The organism is Sporomusa acidovorans (genome assembly GCF_900101845.1).
GTDB classification, from domain to species: Bacteria; Bacillota; Negativicutes; order Sporomusales; family Sporomusaceae; genus Sporomusa; species Sporomusa acidovorans.
This window is the reverse complement of the sequence record NZ_FNAM01000036.1, coordinates 40,685-61,747: the sequence shown is the minus strand read 5'-3', so window position 1 is coordinate 61,747 and position 21,063 is coordinate 40,685. Positions and strand designations below refer to the sequence as shown.

General features: G+C 42.0%; 16 protein-coding genes. 2 read left to right on the top strand and 14 right to left on the bottom strand.

Going from position 1 to position 21,063, the window contains the following annotated elements; genetic code table 11:
• Nucleotides 1-618: 618 nt before the first annotated feature.
• The 11 genes from nirJ2 to BLR65_RS20650 form a co-directional block, all read right to left on the bottom strand.
• Complete coding sequence (gene nirJ2, locus BLR65_RS20700) at nt 619-1,614, bottom strand: putative heme d1 biosynthesis radical SAM protein NirJ2 (protein WP_093796079.1); 996 nt, start codon at nt 1,612-1,614, stop codon at nt 619-621.
• Nucleotides 1,615-1,627: 13 nt separating this feature from the next.
• Nucleotides 1,628-2,815, bottom strand: coding sequence for a putative heme d1 biosynthesis radical SAM protein NirJ1 (nirJ1, locus tag BLR65_RS20695; RefSeq protein ID WP_093796078.1), 1,188 nt, complete (start codon nt 2,813-2,815; stop codon nt 1,628-1,630).
• A gap of 26 nt (nt 2,816-2,841) precedes the next feature.
• On the bottom strand, nt 2,842-3,645 hold the full coding sequence (gene ccsA / locus BLR65_RS20690) for a cytochrome c biogenesis protein CcsA (protein WP_169716837.1): 804 nt from the start codon (nt 3,643-3,645) through the stop codon (nt 2,842-2,844).
• Nucleotides 3,638-4,624 (bottom strand): cytochrome c biogenesis ResB family protein, encoded by a 987-nt coding sequence (locus tag BLR65_RS20685; RefSeq protein ID WP_093796076.1) that lies wholly within the window; start codon nt 4,622-4,624, stop codon nt 3,638-3,640. The genes ccsA and BLR65_RS20685 overlap by 8 nt, the downstream gene beginning before the upstream one ends.
• Nucleotides 4,625-4,762: 138 nt before the next feature.
• Nucleotides 4,763-4,969, bottom strand: a complete 207-nt coding sequence (locus BLR65_RS20680; protein ID WP_093796075.1) for a Sec-independent protein translocase subunit TatA/TatB — start codon at nt 4,967-4,969, stop codon at nt 4,763-4,765.
• Nucleotides 4,970-4,989: 20 nt separating this feature from the next.
• The gene (locus tag BLR65_RS20675) at nt 4,990-5,535 is read right to left on the bottom strand and encodes a cytochrome c3 family protein (protein WP_245692954.1); all 546 of its coding nucleotides are present in this window, start codon (nt 5,533-5,535) and stop codon (nt 4,990-4,992) included.
• Between the two features lie 351 nt (nt 5,536-5,886).
• Nucleotides 5,887-7,851: a sigma-54 interaction domain-containing protein gene (locus BLR65_RS20670; RefSeq protein WP_093796074.1), complete on the bottom strand. Its 1,965-nt coding sequence runs from the start codon at nt 7,849-7,851 to the stop codon at nt 5,887-5,889.
• A 40-nt stretch (nt 7,852-7,891) separates the two neighbouring features.
• Nucleotides 7,892-8,584 (bottom strand): response regulator transcription factor, encoded by a 693-nt coding sequence (locus BLR65_RS20665; RefSeq protein WP_093796073.1) that lies wholly within the window; start codon nt 8,582-8,584, stop codon nt 7,892-7,894.
• Nucleotides 8,585-8,615: 31 nt separating this feature from the next.
• Nucleotides 8,616-10,061: a sensor histidine kinase gene (locus BLR65_RS20660; protein WP_093796072.1), complete on the bottom strand. Its 1,446-nt coding sequence runs from the start codon at nt 10,059-10,061 to the stop codon at nt 8,616-8,618.
• 224 nt (nt 10,062-10,285) lie between these two features.
• Entirely contained in the window at nt 10,286-11,992 is a 1,707-nt protein-coding gene (locus BLR65_RS20655) for an FAD-dependent oxidoreductase (RefSeq protein WP_093796071.1), read from the bottom strand.
• Nucleotides 11,993-12,321: 329 nt separating this feature from the next.
• Nucleotides 12,322-13,779, bottom strand: a complete 1,458-nt coding sequence (locus BLR65_RS20650; protein ID WP_093796070.1) for an S-layer homology domain-containing protein — start codon at nt 13,777-13,779, stop codon at nt 12,322-12,324.
• Nucleotides 13,780-14,905: 1,126 nt separating this feature from the next.
• Here BLR65_RS20650 and BLR65_RS20645 point away from each other — a divergent pair.
• Entirely contained in the window at nt 14,906-15,589 is a 684-nt protein-coding gene (locus tag BLR65_RS20645) for a cache domain-containing protein (RefSeq protein WP_093796069.1), read from the top strand.
• A gap of 5 nt (nt 15,590-15,594) precedes the next feature.
• Nucleotides 15,595-15,753, top strand: a complete 159-nt coding sequence (locus BLR65_RS29960; protein ID WP_169716838.1) for a hypothetical protein — start codon at nt 15,595-15,597, stop codon at nt 15,751-15,753.
• A gap of 188 nt (nt 15,754-15,941) precedes the next feature.
• Here the strand turns inward: BLR65_RS29960 and BLR65_RS31030 are convergent, their stop codons facing one another.
• The 3 genes from BLR65_RS31030 to BLR65_RS20630 all read right to left on the bottom strand — a co-directional run bounded on the left by BLR65_RS31030 (nt 15,942) and on the right by BLR65_RS20630 (nt 20,973).
• Nucleotides 15,942-17,912, bottom strand: coding sequence for a methyl-accepting chemotaxis protein (locus tag BLR65_RS31030; RefSeq protein ID WP_093796068.1), 1,971 nt, complete (start codon nt 17,910-17,912; stop codon nt 15,942-15,944).
• A gap of 404 nt (nt 17,913-18,316) precedes the next feature.
• Nucleotides 18,317-19,705, bottom strand: a complete 1,389-nt coding sequence (fumC, locus tag BLR65_RS20635; RefSeq protein WP_093796084.1) for a class II fumarate hydratase — start codon at nt 19,703-19,705, stop codon at nt 18,317-18,319.
• Nucleotides 19,706-19,737: 32 nt separating this feature from the next.
• Entirely contained in the window at nt 19,738-20,973 is a 1,236-nt protein-coding gene (locus tag BLR65_RS20630) for an NAD(P)-dependent malic enzyme (protein ID WP_093796067.1), read from the bottom strand.
• Nucleotides 20,974-21,063: the final 90 nt, after the last annotated feature.

Sequence of the window (21,063 nt, the reverse complement as noted above, 5' to 3'; positions counted from 1 at the left end):
ACCCGTAATTCATGCAATTGGTATTTCCGGGCTTATTCCACTGCCATGTGTTCACATATGGATGCCTGGATAAAACACCTTGCCATCAATATGCGTCCCCTCATTTTGGAGTGGTCGGCGGAAGTCTTTCCTGCAATTTCTTAGTTCTTAAGCGTTTAACTCTACACTTCTACACCTTGGGCCTAGTTTTTTTAGGATTTGGCTAGGTCTGCTTGCTATGCTCTCTTTTTACGTATCCTTTCCTCATCCCTTGTTTTTGCTAATTTACTTCTGATTTTGCTACTCAATACCCTCAAAATCCTACTATATGGTACTAAGTTTCCGAGAGCCTACATTCTTTTACCAATATTTTGAGATGCTAGCTAAGAAAAAATTGGCATCACCAACCTTCTGGAATAATCTGTATATCATAAATTATCGCACTATTAAATCAATTAGGCTATCAGATAAATTCTGAATTTTCGCAGGATATTTTAAGCGTTTGACTTCCGCTTTTGCCAACACATCCCCGCCTGCAAATTTCTTTAGCACGTTATATATATCAAGATAGGGTTAGTTTTCATCATAAAAAAAGAGGAGATGCATTTGCATCTCCTCTTATATTCCACCAATCCGCACCTACACTCCCGTCCGTCCATGATACAAGCACCAGGGTTCTTCCGCCATATAATTGCCTTCATGGTAGAAAGCCGCCCGCGCCCGGCAACCGCCGCAAAGCGATTTATACTGGCAGACACCGCAGCCTCCCTGATAATCCAATGTCCGTAGTTTTTGCAATACGCTATTGTTGTGCCAAATCTCGTCAAAAGGTGTTTCCCGTACGTCCCCCAAAGGTATATTTAAATAAGCGCAAGGCTGTACCTGCCCGGTAGGGCTGATAATACAATAGGATGTCCCAGCCAAACAACCGCGTCCAAAGCGCAAATTCATTCCCATTTGTTTAGCTATCCGCATAAATTGCGGGGCGCAGGTCGGCTTTAGCTCAATATCTACCTGTTGCTGCTTTGTAAGAATTCTGGATAATGTATCCTCATAGGCTTGTGCCCGCAGCGATTCGTCCTCAATGGAAACCGCCCGGCCTGTAGGCACTAAAAAGAAGAAATGATGAGCCACAGCTCCCTCGCGCACGGCAAAGTCCGTAATGTTCTCAATTTCATTTACATTCCAATCCATGATGGTTGTATGAATTTGAAACGGCAATCCCACTTCCCGGCAATTGCGCATCCCCTGTACCGCTCCTTGCCAGGCACCCGGGAACCGGCGAAATTCATCATGCTTACCGCTGGCAAGCGAATCAAGCGATATGCCGATCCCCATAGCCCCGGCTGCTTTTAAACTTTGGGCCATATCTAAGGTAAGCAATGTTCCATTTGTCCCCATAACAGGACGCAGCCCTAAAGAGGACGCATAATTGACAAGTTCAACTATATCCTGACGCATCAGCGGTTCGCCGCCGCTAAAAATCATGATTTTAAACCCGGCTTTCGCTATTTGCGCCAGCAAGGTTTTAGCTTCTGCTGTGTTTAACTCGTCTGCCGCCTTACAGCCCGCATCCCGGTAGCAATGATCACAATACATATTACAGGCGTTGGTTGTATTCCACGAAACAATCATCCATCTTGCTCCTTTATTTACTATTCGCTATACCGATTTCAGCGTCTGTGAGATAGCAGGCAGGGTCCGATTCCCAGAAATCACCGGTCATCGCCTCAGCCCGTGTTCGGAAATTGCCGTTGCAAATATCAAGGGACTTACAGACCGCACACCGGCCTTTTAATAACGGTTTACGATCTTTAAGCCCTCTAAGAATAGGATTGGACAAATCAGTCCAGATATCGGCGAACTTGCGTTCCCGTACATTGCCAAAGGTATGGTGCTGGGTAAATTGATCAGGATGAACAAACCCGTTCGGATCGACTTCTGCAAAAGCAATCCCGGAACGGTTACCGCCATTAAGGGAAATCAGCGTCTTGATTTTCTCGGCAAGCGGAAGATTATTTTCGTTAAGGGCCTTTACATACAGGTATACGCCATCACAATGGTTATCAACCGTAAGAATTTCTTTAGCAAGTCCACGTTCTTCAAAATCCCGGGTTCTGCGAATAATCGTATCCATAGCCTGTCTGGATTCGGCGGGCGTCACGTCTTCCTGGACCATTTGGTGACCGCGTCCTGAATATACTAAGTGGTAAAAACAAACCCGGTCAATGTTTTCCGCTTCAATAAAGTCAAAAATATGATCGAGTTCCTGCAAATTATGCCGATTGATAGTAAATCTGAGCCCAACCCGCTGCCCGACAGCAACACAGTTCTTAATGCCCTGCATGGCATCTGCAAAAGCGCCCTCTTTTCCGCGGAACTTATCATTGATTTCGCGCAAACCATCCAAAGAAATACCGACATAGCCGACCCCGATCTCTTTGATTTTGCGGGCGACAGCCAACGTAATTAACGTGCCGTTTGTCGACAGTGTCGGCCGAATGCCCCTCCCGGCGGCGTAAGCCGCTAATTCAAAGAAATCGGCGCGAATCAGCGGTTCCCCGCCGGAAAATAGTAAAACAGGTACTTTGAATTCCGCTAAGTCGTCAATAAATTTTTTGGCCTCACTGGTTGATAATTCGCCTTGGTACTTCTGCGAATCTGAATCCATGTAACAATGCCGGCATTTGAGATTGCAAGTTCGCGTGGAATTCCACACGACTACCGGTCCCGCCCCATGGGTAACCCCGTTGCGCGCGCCCCGGGAATGCTGGCTGTAGCGTAAAGTATCGCCAAAGTATTCTGTTGAAAATAATAATTTCGTAACGCTGATCATTATTTATCCCACCTACGATCTACCGTTTATGTGTAACTATGGAGACCTTTCATTAGAAAGTTAACTCCGAAAAACGTAAACAGAACGACTATAAATCCGCCTACTGCAAAAATTGCCGCCATCTGATCGCTCCAGTGTTTCGTGTTGCGATAATGAAAATACAAGGCATAAACTCCCCAGGTAATCAAAGACCATATTTCTTTTGGATCCCAGGACCAATAGCGTCCCCATGCCTGTTCAGCCCAGATAGCGCCCAGAAGAATAGTAATAGTTAACGTTATAAAGCCAAAAACAATAATATTATACACTGTCTTTTCTACATTGAGCTTCATAAATCCTTGGTTGGAACAGAATAAATAAGATGCCGCTACAGTGGCTGCTAAAGCAAAGGCTCCATAGGCCAATACGGCTGTAAATACATGCGCTGAAAGCCAAACGCTTTTAAGCACCGGCGGCTGGGAATTGACAATAATCAGTCCCCATGGCATTGTAATGGCAATAAAAAGCACCAATAATCCTGCCAAAAACAACATAACCGCCCCTGCTGCCCGGGTGTTGAATTTAACCTCAAAAAGCAAATAAAACAGTACGCATAGCCATGACAGCAACACCAGAAATTCCACACTGTTGGAAAATGGTCCTTGGCCTGTCAGCATAATTCTAAGCAGCAATACCAGTGTGTTTGCCAGTAGCCCGGCAGCAGCAAGCGTTGTTGCAATTTTGCCGGAAGTCTTACCAGCATTTTTGCCATTTACATAGTAACATACGGCACTTAGAAAAAAGGTAACAATTGTACAATAGAAAGCAGCTAGAATTGCCATTTTAATCATTATTTGCCACATCCTTATCGGCAGCATTAAAACGAACAGCTTGATGATTCCTAAACCAAAATACCAAAACTATTCCTATAACCAGCAAGGCACCGCCTGACTCGACTAACGGCATTCCCGGACTGGTTTTCACTTTTAACACCGTGAAAGCTTGTTTATCCAAAAACGTCAAATATTCACTCTCACCGATCTTTACCTTTTCTCCCAGCTTAGCTGCTCCTGTTATATTTTTTTGTGGTATAAAATAAATAACGGCAGGGTTGCCACTACCTCCCTGCTCACGAATTTTTCCCGGGACAAAATTCGGAACATAACGGCTAATCTCTATTTTACTATGATTTTCTCCCAGCGTCACCTCATCGCCCGGCTTTACAAGGAACTTTTCCGATTTACTACTATCGCCAATTTCAACATTCAAATTCCAGCCGTAACCTTCTTGATACATTTTTGCGCCAGACATTTCAAAGGGATGATTGACGGTTATAGTGTAATGTTCTTCTTTATTATCCTTGCCGGTTACTAAGATTTTAGAAGTATACTGAGAAGGACTCCCGTCGTTATAATAATCAATTGAAAAATCTTCCAATTTTACCAGAATATCTGATGCCGGCAGTGTAATTGTTTCTCCCGGGTTCATCTCAAGGCGCATATTATAGCCTAAGCTTACATCTACTATGTTGCCGATAAAAAGTAACGCAATGCCCGCATGAACGGCCAACAAGCTGATATGCTGGCCTAGTCCGCGGTATAAACTCGCCCTGGAATCAGCGCGAGTTTTCAATAATTGCCTGATTTTTTTGATCTTATTCACTATGTAGATGGCCAAATTTAGTACAAACAATAAGACTAAGGCGTAAAAACTAAAATGATAATAAGAGAAAGCGGAATTAGACAGGTCAATAAAAGATGCAACCAAACTTATCAGCAGCAATAATCCAAAGCCAGTCTGCATGGATTTGAAAGACTTAAAAAAATTCAATGATTCACTTCCTTTTTTTTGCAGCTATAGCAACATACTGGAGATTCTACTCAGACGACAATATTTTACACCTCCGGATAATAACTTTATCCGGAGGTGTAAATCACTAACCTAGCGTTAAACCTGGCAAAAAGGTCATTATTTTTTGCTTTCTCCAGTTTTGCCTTCAATTGCCATCGGTTCTTTTTTTTCTGCGTCAGCATTATTTACCTCAGTTACCGACCGCCTAACCTCTTGAATACCTTTACCAAGAGCTTTGCCCACATCAGGCAGTTTCCCCGGCCCAAATACAATTAAGGCTATTACCAGAATCAATCCTAACTCAGGCACACTGAAATTAAACATACCAGTCCCCCATTTCTTCGCTAATTGGTCTTTTTCCAATAATCGGGCAGCTTATTCAGCCACTGCGGCGTGTGGCATTCTGTACAGGATAACTTTGATTCCCGGTGCATGCTATGGCATTCATAACAGTTTTGCTGACCAACATGAGCGTCATGAGGATTGACTTTGCCGTTTTTATCATCAAAAAGAGTTTTTGCTTTCACGTCTTCCATGTTATGACATTTGGTGCAAAACTCATTGGAAAATTGCCGTTTTGGCATTGGATCATCAAAATTATCCGTAACGTATTTTAACCCTTCATCCATCTGCTGGGTCAGAGAAGGTTGATGGCAGTCATGGCAATTTACACCGGCATCAGCGTGCTTTTTAGCCAGCAAATTGCCGTCATGCCATGAATCATAATAAGATTGCATATTATGGCATGAAGTGCAAAATTCCGGCTTATCACTAGCCTTTGCCATCGCAATCATGCCGCCGGCTGCAATCAGTACTAATAATATTATCACATAAATCACTTTTTTTTGCATTACGATTTCTTTAATACTTGTTTGCGTCTTGTTTTCCATACTCTACCGATATCCTTTCCTGAATGAAATTTTTAATAAAATACGGCCCTCCTCCCCCATAACCTGTTTCTTCAAGACCAGTGTCTTTCTGTTAGCTGAGCTTGTAAATCAAAAGAGTTTTTGACTGGTTGTAAATACACACTGCACGATTCATGCCAATTATTGGGGCATTTTTTACGTATACCGCTATTGCTTACGTTATCAGCAATTTTCCTGGAAAATTAGGCCATTACCTGTAATTTACACGCCAAACTATTGTAAAGTGCTGTAAAGCCATGTAAAGTTGTGTCATTTTACTTTTACAACAAAGTCGCAAAATTAGTCCTTGTTGCTCTGACGGCTAACAGGCTGTTACCGCGAAATGATCTTATATTTTTTTAATTTGTTGTATAAAGTAGGCCGCGAAATTCCCAGTTTGTGGGCAACCGAACTTTTATTTCCCCGATACTCTTTCATGAGTTTCCAAAGTAACTGTTTTTCATAATGGTCATATTCTTGCTCCTGCGACTCATTATGTACTACTAATGGGTCGGCAGAATATTTCTCAACAAACTTTTTGGGCAAGTCTCTAAGCGTAATTAGGGATGAAGTGCAGAAATTTATTCCGCTTTCAACAACATTACGCAATTCCCGGACATTGCCCGGCCAATTGAAACTTTTAAATAAATTCATAACTTCAGGGGTTACCCCCAGCACATTCTTGCCAATCGTATAACTGCACTGTTTAAGGATGTGATCTACCAGCAAAGGAATATCATCAAGGCGCTTTCTTAGCGGAGGTATTTCAATATTAATAACATTCAGCCGATAATAAAGGTCCATGCGGAATTCTTCCTTGTTGGCTAACGCCTGAAGATCCCGGTTCGTTGCGGCAATGATCCTGACATCAACGGGTATGCTCTGCCTTCCCCCCAGCCTGGTTACCTTTCTCTCTTCCAAAACCCGCAAAAGCACGGCCTGTAAATCATAGGGCATTTCACTGATTTCATCCAGAAAAATGGTTCCTTTATGAGCCATTTCAAATTTGCCAACGGCGCCTCCCCTGCGTGCACCGGTAAACGCTCCTTCCATATAGCCAAATAATTCGCTGCCAATAAGCTCCCGGGGTATGGCGGCACAATTGATGCTAATAAAAGGACCGTTCTTCCGTTTGCTTGTATTATGAATAGCGTGCGCAAAAAGTTCCTTTCCGGTTCCGGTTTCGCCCTCAATCAGGACACTGCTGCAACTGTTGGCCGCCGCTTGCGCCAAATATACAGCTTCCTGAAAATCCTCGCTGCAACCGGCAAGATCAGCAAAAGTATACCGTGCCTTAAACCCTGCATTTTCTGCAGCTTTATGCTTGGTAAGCTGTTTGGGCATAAAAGTAACCATTACGGCCTTAGCCGCATACCCATTTTTACAAGCAGCACGAATGTCAACATAAAAATGATCTTTTTTAGGGCAACTTCCTATGTATATCTCTTGCAAACAATTGTCTTTTCCGTTGCGTACGGCCTCGACAGCTTCCTTTATTTCCGGAAAAAGGCGATCAAGTTTATCCCCGATAACATTTTTCTGTGTTAACCCGATAAAACCGGCCAGCCAGTCAGATACATATAGGATGATGTCCCGTGGATCGACGTAAAGTAACCCTTTATTTACTTCTTTTATAACGTTTTCCGATATACTGCATTCCATCTTTTTTTGCTCATAAGCAAAATTTAGGTAATGTGAACGTTCGTAATAGTAAAGAAATCCCAGCATACTTGGATGAAAATTTTCTTTAGGTGTAATAAACACCAGGTAATATAAGGTTTCTTTTTCTTGCTTGCTTACTACGGCACAGGATACATAATTTTGCAAAGCTTCGATATAATGCTGCTCCCCGATCACACAGGAATTTTGCTTGCTATACATAGTTAATGCGGCGGCATTGGTGCCGATTACCTGCTCCGCAAAGCTCGCTCCAACACAAATGTTTATGGAATTGAGGATCCTTACTAATTCCCCATTACCGTCCATGGAAAGAACCATCAAGTCTTCATCTAAAATAAGCCTAACGATTTTGCTGTCACTGGCGATCTTTCTCATATGCTCAGTCATTTGACTGTTTATATCTATACAATAGACGTCAAACGGTGTCGCTATTCGCTGCAAAGGCAAAGGCAGCGAAGTTTGCCCGGCGTTTACGCCAAATGCTCTGCTTCTCGCCCAGGAATCATAAATTTTCGGTATTTGGTCTTTAATTTCGTTATTGATTAACTTGCCATTTTCAATAAAAAACCGCCGGTTACGTGCTAGTATGTTAGATGCTGGTATACTTATCTTGCTCATTTTATCCCCTCATCCCCGGAACTCGTTTTACAGTTCAAAACTATTTTTTAAACCGATAGCCAGCCCCCCAAACAGTTTCGATATATTTAGGATTGCTGGTATCTTTCTCTATTTTCTCACGCAGCCTTTTTATATGCACGGTAACCGTAGACACATCGCCAATTGCTTCCATATGCCAAAGTTCATCAAATAAAAACTCTTTTGAAAAAACTTTATTAGGGTTTGCCGCCAAAAAGTATAACAATTCAAACTCTTTGTGCGGTAATTTTATTTCGTTATCACCGATAAAAACCCGCAATTCCTCAGGAAAAATAGCAAGCTCGCCAATAATAATTTTTTGCTTCATTCCTGAAGTATTGTTTTTTGTTAACCTTTGATATCTGGTTAAATGCGCTTTTACCCTGGCAACCAGTTCGTTGGGACTGAACGGTTTTACAATATAATCGTCGGCACCGATGCCCAAACCACGAATTTTATCGATATCTTCTTTTTTAGCTGTAACCATTAAAATAGGAATTTCTTTTACCTTGCGTATCTCTTTACAAATTTCAAAACCAGACTTTTTAGGCAGCATTAGATCAAGAATAATTAAATCGAAGTTTTCATTTACCGCCCGGTTAAGACCAACTTCACCATCATTAGTAATAACGACATCAAAATTATTTACATTTAAATAGTCTTTTTCAAGTTCCGCGATATCATTATTATCTTCAATAATAAGAACACGCTCCATTTTTGCACATCATTTCCTTCTCTTTACTTATTCATGCTAACGGTAACTTAATAAATATATGGAAGCCATTATCATTTACCGCATAGATACTTCCGCCATGGGCAAGAATAATTTGCTGCGAAATAGCTAGTCCCAAGCCGCTGCCCTCACAAGAATTACTTCTCGCCGGATCACCGCGATAGAAGCTGGTGAAAACCTGATTAATTTCCGACTCGCTCACCCCACCGCCGTCATCCGAAATTTTCAGTACTACCTCATTATCTTCTAAAAACAGAATCATTTTTACGTCTACTCTGTCTCGTACTCTATGTTTAAAGCAATTATCGATAATATTCATTAATACCCGTTTGAATTCCTCACTATCGATTTTTACCTTAAGATGATTACGACAAAGTTGATAATAGCTGATGTCAACACCTTTTTCCGCAAACTCATTTTTCACCCTGTGATAAAACTCCGCAATATAAGCGGCGAAATCAAGTATCTTAAAATTAAACGGAAAATTTCCCATATTTAATTTAGAAAATAAAAATAATTTATCTACCAAAATATCCATATCACAGGCTCGATTGTAGATCATATCGATATATCGTTTTCTTTTTTCTTCCGTATTGGCAACCCCGTCGCGCAAGCCTTCGATATAACCCTTGATAACGGTCAGCGGTGTGCGAATATCATGGGAAATTCCCGCAATCAAAATTTTACGGTCATCTTCGTATTTTGCCTGTACCTCTTCCGAGTATTTTAAACGCTTTCTCATCTCGTCAAAATCACCGCAAACTTGACTAAATTCATCATTACCAGCATATTTTATATCAAAATCAAGGTTGCCGTTCTTAATTTCTCTTGCTCCCTGCCGGAGCAGTTCTAATGGTTTATTGATTTTTTTAGCTAAACTTGACGATAACATCATATTAACAAACCAAATAATAAATAAACCAACTAAAATAACACAACATAAATAACTGCGGAAAAAATAGTTTAATTTTTTTTCAATACTGCTTACGTCCCGTGTTTGTATGGCAATCAAATGGAATTGTTTTTCATCCTTTTGAAACATATATTTGACAATATTACTTGCCCGCAAGATCATAACCGCCGAGTTTTCCGAGAATACGACCGGTGATTTTTCCTCTCCTAAGGCATACCAATCGTCATCAGTTAAATTGGATAAAACATATTGACCGTCGCACATAATCAACAAATGATATCCTTTTAACAAAATCTTTTCCTGTAATTCTTTTTGTAAATAAGAAAATAATTCCTCACTCTCAGCATTTAACATGGCGTAAGAATACTCTCTTATATCGTATTCCACTAGGTGAACTTTTTTCTTATCTTCATCAGGGTTATTAAAGGCATAGCGATTAGATTCGGTAAAGATTAAATAAGCGCCGCCTGCAACAAATAAAATAACTACAAACGGAATAATAAACATAATCAGATTTGATAAAATCAATCGATGTCGGATTAGCATACTAATTTACCCCATTAGCCTTTAACAGTGCAATTTGCCTGTATGTATTACCAGAAATATTTTTTATAAATTCACTTTATATTATATTTTTTCACAATCTTATTATCAATAAAGTCAATATGAATTAATTATGAACAATTTATGAATAACATAAAAAATAGTCCAGATATACTTTAATCTGAACTATTTTTAAACTAGCCTAATATTTAATTTTTATTTACACCTTAACCTAATTTGCTAGCATTTTTACCGGATAAATAGCCGAATGTATAAGCACGGCCATGGCTGTTTCCCGGAATAAAGTTAGGATAATCGGCCCCATAGAAACAGCCTGAATTATTACCGGCCGCATAAAGTCCGGGAATTACATTCTTTTCCGTATCCAGTACTTGCATGTTGTCGTTGATTTGCAAACCGCCAAGGGTTACTAACATCGAAGTACCAATATTGGCTGCATAGAAAGGAGGTTTCTCGATTGTCGTCATGAACAGACTTGGTTTGCCAAAATCTTCGTCTACACCTTTTTTGGCTAATTCATTATAACGGGCAATTGTCTTTTTCAAGGGTTCCGCCGGCAGGTTTGTAAGTTCCGCTAACTGCTCAATTGTATCGGCTTTCTTTACAAGCCCTTTGGCAATATACTCCTCAATAACTTTTGGATTATGATGCTCTATTGTCAACATTTCTTTACAAGCCGTTTGCCTGAATTTAGGACCTTCTTCCGGCCATTTAGAATCCCAAATATTCCATTTGCTTTTGCCGGGCTGTTGACGAACTTGATTTGACAAATAGCTAAACGGCAAATCCTCGTTCCCGTAACGCTCGCCTTTCATGTTAACTCCCAACCATGGCTGGCGAACCAGCGAGTCCGGATTTACTTTCGGGTCGGCAACAAATGCTTTATCAAAGTACATGGCACAATGCGGACCTTCATCAATGGCAGCACCAATCCACATTCCCATTTTTTGGCCGTCACCCGTATTATATTTGCCCGGGTAGGAAATTTTCGTAATACTATCTGATGTGGGAACATAATATTTTAACATTTCTTCATCATGCCCGTAGTCACCGGCACACAGGATGACACCTTTTTTGGCATTAAATTTGATATACTTACCATCTTCCGCTTTACCGATAACACCGGTAACTCTGCCCTTGTTATCTTGCCGGACCAATTGCTCTGCAGGTGTTTTATAACGAATCGTAACACCTGCTTTTTCAGCATTGGTCAGCAAAGTGTACGCCACGGCAATAGTTGCCCTGCCGCCATAGATGCCTTGTTGAATTTTGCTGATCGCTTCTTCCGGCGGTTCAAGCACAAATGTCAAAGTTGGGAATGTCGGCAATGTGGATACCGGCGCAACTAATTCTTCCTTCTTGTGAATATGTTTTATTTTACAACCGACTTGCAGCGCAAGGTCAAGAAGCCAATCATTTACTTTGCCGCTATTATCAACAAATTGCTGAACTACCTTTTGATCGGCCTTATAGCTGGCAAATTTCATAATTTCCCGGGTTACATCCAATGGATTTATCTCAATATCGACTTCTTTTTGTACCTTGGCGTTGATGGCACCATAATCGTAGCTGCGGAAGTTAACACTTTGTGTTTTTTCAATCACTACGACCTTGGCGCCTTCCTGCGCTGCCGAAATAGCTGCACAAAGCCCCGCCATACCCGCACCGACAACGACTACATCGGCCTCAACGGTTTCTTTAATATCACTGTCTTTAATTGGCGCCGGCGCCTTTAGGAAACTTGGTTCCTGATTGGCAGCCGTTTTTTTGCCGGCATTGGCGTCTTCCTGTTTTTCATTTTTGCCTTTACCGCAAGCTGATAACAGAAAGCTGGAACCGACAACAGCCAATGCACCGCTTTTTAGGAAACCTCTACGAGAAATGCCTTTCTGCTTGTTAGGATCTTTTTCCATGTATTTACCTCCGCTCAAGTATCTTTTAAGACAAAAAAATAAAGTTACTATCCTTGCAATGCTTGTACCTCCCTTATTACTGTTACTTACAAGGCAGACTCTTTCAAATACATTGCATGATCTATGCCAAACTTCTTAAATAACTTTGTTATACATCAAAACGGATACTAAGTTCCAACATCCGCTAGGGCTATGCACAATGTTTACCATCGAAAAACAGCAATTATAATCAGGCAAAAGTGTAAAGCTGTGTAACAATATGCAAAGCTGTGTTATTGATAAATTAAATATTCTTCCCAATAAAGTAGACTTAGCAATTAATTCCAACCTTAATAGAAAAACTCGATCTTCGTCATATATGTTTTGCCAAGGTCGTCGGAAGTCGCGTCGGTAAGCTTTCTGTTCTTAAATTTCAGGTCTTGTCCCTCAATCGTCCACACAACGTTCTTTTTAATCGTAGTGGATAAAGCTACGAATAAGCCTTTGATGTTGTCGGAGCCTTTGGTTAATGTTGAATACTTGTCTGAACCATAGCTTATGGCCTGTGCGTCAAAACCGCCGGCCCCGGCGGGAATTGCGCCGGCATCAATGCTGCGATAGGATACCGACCAGCCGAAGTCACCTGGTTTCTTGTAATCTACAAGCATTTTTGCCCCATAGAATATCGGCGGCTGTTTGGTGGCGTTAGTCAGTTCCACGGCCCAGCCTTTAGGTGAATCAGATAGGTTGACCGCATCACTCAAATTAGTTGATACATAATCACCGATCAACAACAGATTATCGCCGATTTTGGTATCAATACCCACTGCCCAACCTTTGGAACTGGCAAATGTCTTGCCGGCACTGACATTCATCGTCTCATTGCTGCCTTCACCGTCAGACCAATAATAACCTGCTTTCCAGCCAAATTTCGGACTGAATTTACCGGATAACTGCGCAGTAGTTACCGTTTTGGCGTCGCCACTATCACCAATACCGTTAGCTATATTCTTATTTCCTTTAACATTATTTACCGAACCGGTAAACGTTAAGTTGCCCAAGCCCTCATCCACACGGATACCATCAACACCTACCACCTTGCCAAATAGTCCGTGGGTAAAATCATCATAGGGAAAGCGGCCGATGCGGACCTTATCGATGCCAAAAACATTTTTCGCGGTTACGGCAAACAAATCAAAGGAAGCAGTAGTTCCGTCATTATTATCCTTACTGTAATTTCCCGCTTTACCGGTGGCCTGAACCCGTGCTACCCAGGAAATATCCTCATTAATGGTTCCCTGAAATTTGACGCGCTGCCGGAAGTCAAACTTGTCTGATCCCCGCAGCTTGTGTGATTCGGGTGCCTTCGGGTCATTGCCCATATAGCGGAAGCGGGTTTCCCCACTCACCCAGGTATTAGTCTTGCTTTCCACCTTGGCCACCCGGGCGCCCAGGCGGTTAAGTTCGCCGGCAAACTCGGCAGACAGTTTATCGATCAGCATTTTATTGGCTTCGTCAGCACTCTCAAACTTGTCCATAGCCTTAGCAACAATAAAGGCAAATTCATAACGGGTCATGGTTCTGTCGCCTTTGAAGGTTTTATCCGTATAGCCGTCAACAAGGCCTGCCTTAACTAATTTTCCTACCGCATCATAGGCCCAATGATCGGCAGGAACATCACTGAAGGAAGCCGTGGCAGCGGCAGCATGAACAGGATTGTCTACTACCGGAATTCCGGCCATGGTTATGGACATGAGTGCCAGTGGTACAATTGCCAGCCATTTTTTAAGTTTTTTGTTTTTTTTCATAATACCCTCCTAATTATGCTTTTTAATCTTTTAGCAACGCTTCTTGGTATGACTCCCCCCATTCTCATTAAAGTACACTACGGAATTTTCTCGCCTGTACAATCTCCGTAGTTATGCCTTACTTTGTTTCGTTTATAGGTTTACGCATGATTCATGCCAGGTTTTCAAAGTAAATATCATATTGTATGGCAGAACGCCGGCGGGCCATAATAATAAGGCTTTACGTATCTGGATTAACCAATAGTCACTACCGGAAAAATGTGTAAACCTATGTAAAAATGTGTGAAGTGATCTCGCTTTTTTAATTTACTGATTTTTACACTGCCTTAATTGCGGCAACGCGAAATTAGGCAAAAACATAGAATCGAATAACGCTAAACTTATAGGAAAAGTCCTTGGTGGTACACTGTAGCAACAGCAATAACACCAAGGACTTTGTTTAATTAAGGTCACAATTTGATAAAGTTCATTTATCGTAACTTAAATAACTATTTTGCACTCACTTAGTTTTACAGTATGGTTGGCATTAATTTTGCATCATTTTCCAGTATTAATTACGCAACCTGATGGCAGAGTTGTTGCCGCCAATCCAGCCTCTTGTAATTTTTTCAAAATGAGTGAACAAGAAATACTCGAATCTGGGAGAAATAAAATAACAGACCTGAAGGATCAGCCCAGTACTATCAAGACCAGTTCCCTGTTAATACATATAAAAAAGAACGGAACCAAGCATCTCACAGCAATACCTTTATGATATTCATTGGCATATGTTTCATATTGGCAGGTATAAAAATTAAGGATGAACGGGTAATGAGATGCTTTTCGCCGTTAATGCTGACTTCGATTTCAGCGCCAAGATTATAAGGATCGTTCGGATCGCTGCTAAAAAAGCCGATTAATTCGTCAGCATTATGAGAATGTTCTTCAAAAACGGGATGTTTTTCCGGTACAGCGTAATACCATGCGGTATCGTGATGGCGAATAAATGCTATCGGGAAAGAAATTGATTTGTAGAGGTTTTATTGCATCACTTTTTCAATACACGGTATTAAATTAAAACAGAGATACTGTGTTTAATGGAGCAATCCGTAGATAAATCTTCATATAAAGAGATCGGAGGATATTGATGAAAAGTATACAGACGAAATTGACAGTGATTGTGCTACTTATCTTCTTGGTGGCAATGAGTATTTTAGGTGGACTGAATTACTGGCGGGCCCGAAGCATTATTACTGAAGAGATTACCACCAGTATGCAAAAAGAGGCGGTAAACTCCGCCCAGGATATGAATGAGTGGCTGAAGTCACGCAAGCTGGAATTAACAATGCTTGCCAGCAACCCTGTGATGCAAGGAGGCAGCCTGCAAGAAATTATGCCGGTGCTTGCCGCTGCGCAGAATACCAACAAAGCATATGAGGGAATTGTTTATGCCGATAGATATGGAATGTCATGCTCAGCGACCGGTTTTAAGGTCAGTGTGGCGGACAAGCTCTTTTTCAAACACGCCATGCAAGGCGAAAGTTTTATAGCCGATCCTGCAACTTCAAGACAAACGGGAAAATTGATTGCCACCGTAGCTGTTCCGGTTAAATCAAACGGTGTAGTTGTCGGTGTTTTATTTGGGCCAATGAGTATGGAGGAATTAACTAAGAAAGTACTTAACATCAAGGTTGGCCAAACTGGTTATGCCTATGTACTGCAAGCAGATGGCTTGGCTATCTTCCATCCGGATCAGGAAATAGCCATGAAGTATAATGCTCTCAAAGATGAAAAAACTTCGCCAATAATGCGTTCGTTGTTGATTCAGTAGAAAAAGTGGATCGTCTGGGTAAGAAATCAGCGGCGGAGGCCCAGGGTGTTTCAGCTGCTGCGCAAGAGCAACTGGCTTCTATGGAGGAGGTTGCCGCATCCAGTCAGTCTCTTTCTAAATTATCCCAGGATTTACAATCAGAGGTAATCAAATTTAAATTATAGTTGAAATATTAATTACTTGTCATAAATATCAACGATGTCATATTGGGATAAGATACCATCTGTCAGTAAAAGCCGCAATCCTACGAGGATTGCGGCTTACATTATTGGGAATGGCTAACAGTACCACGGCGCACACCTAAATTGTTTTTAAAGTTGACCAAGAGTACCTGTTAATCAAGGGACACCCGTTAGATCTGAAACTTGTCTACCATTGCTTGTAATTTGTTAGCTAAAGTTGCTAATGCCCTGCTGGAAGTTGCAACTTCTTCCATAGACGACAGTTGTTCTTCCGTTGCTGCCAGCACGCTTTGTGATCTATCCGTCGACTGCTTACTGAGCTCATCGACTTTTTTCACTGAATCCACAATCTGTTGACTGCCAGTAGCCAATTGTTGGAGAGCTGCCGAAATTTCTTTAACTTGGTCTGATACCTGAGTCACCAATTCTGTAATTTCCCGGAATGTAGCTCCAACTGTGTTAACCACTTCCGTGCCGGTTTTAACTTCCCGGGTACCGTCACTCATAGCAACAACAGCTCTATCTGTATCTCCCTGTATTTCCCCAATCAGGGTAGCGATTCTCTTGGCTGCTTCATGAGACTGCTCCGCCAGATTCCGTACTTCATCGGCTACCACGGCAAACCCGCGTCCCTGCTCGCCGGCACGGGCCGCTTCTATCGCGGCATTAAGGGCTAAAAGATTAGTCTGCCCGGCAATATTGGAAATGGTGTCCACAATTTGACCGATTTCCTTAGAACGCTCACCCAACTCGGCCACTACTTTAGCTGAAGTATTAACGGTATTTTCAATATTTTCCATCTGGGTAACAGCTTCTGTAACTGCTTGACCGCCATTTTGGGCCTTGTCGGCAACCTGGCCCGAATGGAGCGCCAATTGATTGGTATTGGCAGCCACCTGTTGAATGCCTGCGGACATCCGTTCAACCACAGCAGCGGTATCATTCGTTACAGCCGCTTGCTCACTTGCCCCTGAAGCCACATCAGTGACAGAACTTGCAATATGCGTAGTTACTTGATTCATTTGATCAATACTGCCACTGATTTGCTCTGACGATGAGGCAAGTTGTTCCGATGTTTGACTCATTTGACAAATAAGATTATGTAAACTTCCTTGCATACTGTAAAATGTTTTCGCCAATTGTCCGACTTCATCCTGCGAATGCACAGAAATCTCTTTTTGGGTTAAATCACCATTCGCTATTTTTGCCGCACTTTCGGTAAGAATAATCATCTTTTTAGCTAGATTACGTGAGAAATAAAAACCGATACCCAGAATCGCCATAATCCCAATCAACACAATAATCATATATTGATACTTGAAACTGACTAATCCCTCATAGGCTTCTTTCTCCGGCACGGCAATGGCCAAAATCCATTTAGTAGACGGAATACAATTAAAAATCATAATATATTGATCGCCATTTTCTTTATAATGCACGGTTCCTGCCGGTTGTTTTGTCACTGAATCAGAAATTTGCTTATACATGTCAACTTCGGATAATTTTTTACCGATTAAGTCCGTATTCGTAGGATGCGTCAGAATCGTACCATTTTGGTCCATAAATAATCCATATCCATGGCCATGCAAATTAATTTCTTTCACCTTTTGGTATAAAGTATCAATAGGGATACTTAATCCGATAATCCCTCTTAGACTGCCATCATGATTCTTAATTGGTGCTGCGGCAGATACGACCGACTGGCCTGTAGTGGCGTTAATATAGACATCCGTAAAAGCCAGACTGTTTTGTTCTTTTGCCTTTTTGTACCAGTCCCGCTGGCGCGGATCAAAATTTGCTTGCACTTTTTGCCCGGATCCAGTCAAAAATTTTCCGTTCTCAAGACCAACATAAAGTGCCGATATTTCTTTGTCCTCTTTATACCCGGAAAGCAAGGCGGTAGTAATTTCCTGATCGCTCAGCCCCTTACTAATCGCCCAGCCAACTGCCTCGGCCGTTCTTGCTTTGGACATCACCCAGCCGTCCATTTGGTTTACCTCAGCACTTACTACATTAGTCATTTCACTCTCAATATTCTTACTTACCTGTTGCTCGGAATAAAGATAGCCGATAAGCGATACTGCCATTAGGACCAGGCCGCAAACTACTGAAAATAATAAGAATTTTACCTGTAACTTCATGTACCAAAACCCCCATCACTATTTTGTTAAAAATACGCATGCATTTTTTACCCTTAAAACAAGCTAATCGTTATAAAATAGTTCTAGGCTGAGATGTTTCCACATCTCATAAAATATTTATGCATCTAATGGTATACCAGTATACCTTTCGATATTATTTATTTCTCTGTACCAGAGTAATAATCCTGCCAAATTTTTCTTTTTATAGAAAAAAGTAAAATCCGGCATATAAACTGTAAGACTCCGGCTGTAACCTTACTACACCTTTTCACCTACTGATCAAAAACGGACTACCCCCATTTTCTAGGGCAGTCCGTTTTTGTTATAACAATTGCTATTAGACTAAACATTGTCTGCTAGATAGCTGTCGTCTCTCACATCAGAAAAATAATTTATATCTTGGTTTAAGCTTGCGGTGCCACCAGTCTTGCCGGGTCCATATAATAATCGTAGTCAGCTTCATTTACATAGCCGGTTGCTAAAGCAGCTTCTCTTAAGGTAATACCCTCATGCGCAGCTTTTTTGGCAATTTCAGCCGCTTTATCATAACCAATAAGGGGTACCAGACCTGTAATCAAGATGAGTGATTGATGCAGATAGAAATCAATATTTTTCAGGTTGGGCTGAATACCTACAGCACAATTATTGTTGAAAGAATTCATGCTGTCACTCAATAGCCGGATAGTCTGAATTAGATTATAGGCAATAACCGGCATAAACACATTAAGCTGGAAATTTCCCTGACTTGCCGCAAAGGCTACCGTTGTATCATTGCCAAAAACCTGCGTAACCACCATCGTCAATGCTTCGGCTTGCGTAGGATTTACCTTTGACGGCATAATAGAACTACCTGGTTCATTTTCCGGGATCGTAAGTTCGCCAATGCCGCAGCGCGGACCGCTAGCCAACCAGCGCACGTCGTTAGCTATTTTCATAAGATCAGCCGCCAGTGCTTTCAGCATGCCATGCACGGCCACAATTTCATCTTTGCTGGAAAGCGAGTGGAACTTATTCGGTGCAGTACGGAAATTCTCCCCGGTAAGTTTACTGATTTCAGCGGCAATTTTTACAGCGAAATCCGGATGGGAATTAATTCCTGTGCCGACGGCTGTTCCCCCCATCGCTAAGTCGCATAAAAAGTCGATACCGATCGTAAGCATTTCCTGACTCCGCTGCAGCATGCGGGCCCAACCGCTCATTTCCTGTCCTAGCGTAAGCGGCGTAGCATCCATAAGATGAGTCCGTCCGATTTTTACAATATTTTTTAACTCCTGTGACTTGTGTTCGAAGGTTTGCAGCAAGGCTTGCAACGCCGGAAACAGTTGCTTACGAATTAAAGTTACGCCTACCACATGCAAAGCCGTAGGGAAAATGTCATTAGAACTTTGCGACCGGTTTACATGGTCATTCGGATGAACAGTACCTTTCTCTCCCTGTTCAGCTAAAATTTGGGTAGCACGGTGTGCCAGCACTTCGTTAATGTTCATATTGAACTGAGTCCCACTGCCTGTCTGCCAAACAACTAAAGGAAAATTACCTGCCAGCTTTCCCGCCAGCAATTCATCGCAAGCGGCAATGATCGCAGCCGCTTTTGTTGCGTCCAGTATTCCAAGCTCTTTGTTTACAGCAGCAGCAGCACGTTTTAATATGCCGAATACTTCCACCAGCTCATAGGGCATCTTTTCCGTACCTATACGAAAATTTTCATAACTGCGCTGTGTTTGGGCACCCCATAGTTTGTCTGCAGGTACTTTTACCTCACCCATTGAGTCTTTTTCAATACGGTATCCCATCAAAGCCACCCCTTTATCCATAGACTTTTTCTCTAAAGATCCCGGAATTTTTTTACTCTTGCCAATGTCTTTCTGCGTAATTCCTCAGGGTCCACACGAATTCCTGCCATACCGGTTTCCATTGCCGCCTTGGCAACAGCGGCCGCAACCGCCGGCGCTACCCGGGAATCAAATGGATCGGGAATTATATAGTCTTCTCTTAATTCCTGTATCGGTATCAACTCGGCAATAGCGAAGGCCGCAGCCAATTTCATCTCTTCATTAATCTGGCAAGCTCTGGCGTCTAATGCACCACGAAAGACGCCAGGAAATACCATTACGTTGTTAACCTGATTAGGTGAGTCGGAACGACCAGTCCCAGCCACCTTTACCCCCGCAGCTTTGGCAGCATCGTAACCGGTCTCCGGCACTGGATTGGCCAGAGCAAAAACAATAGCGTCTTTAGCCATACTACCCATAATTTCTTTCGTAAAAAGATGCGGGCCGGATACACCGATAAGCACATCGGCATCCTTGGCAATCTCAGCTAAGCTTCCTTGCCGTTTATCTTTATTAGTTTCCTTAGCTAACTCTTGTTGAATCAGATTTAAGCCTGGCATGCCCTCATAAAGAGCGCCATTTACATCAACCATAATAACATGCTGCGCTTCGGCCTTTACTAAAAGTCTGCCAATTGCCGTGCCGGCGGCACCGGCACCATTAATTACGATTTTAGCTGTTTTAATATTTTTCTTAGTGAACCGAAGTGCGCCAATCACACCTGCTAAAGCGGCAATCGCCGTACCATGCTGGTCATCATGAAACACAGGAATATCCAGTTCCTTTTTCAGCGCTTCTTCAATCTCATAGCACTTGGGAGAAGAAATATCCTCAAGGTTAATACCCGCAAAAGTTGGCTGCAACAGTTTTACCATTTCAATTATTTTATCAGGGTCCTTAGTATCCAAACAAATGGGCACCGCATCGACATCCCCAAATACTTTAAAGAGTACGGCTTTGCCTTCCATAACCGGCAAAGCCGCTTCCGGTCCTATGTCACCAAGTCCTAAAACGCGCGTGCCATCGGTAACAATCGCAACCATATTGCCACGGCAAGTCAACTCTAGCGATAATTTTTTGTTAACCTTAATATCCTTACACGGCTCGGCCACTCCCGGTGTATATAAAATACTCAAATCCTTCATATTTTTGAGAGGCACCTTGGGAGCAACCGCCAAAATCCCTTGTTGTTGCTGCCGCACTTTTAATGCTTCTTCTCTAATATCCAATTATCCGACACCTCACTTTAGAATACTGCAAAAAGACTATAATAGTCGCGAGTAAAATGATTCTTGTTCTTGCCCGCGACTATTATTATT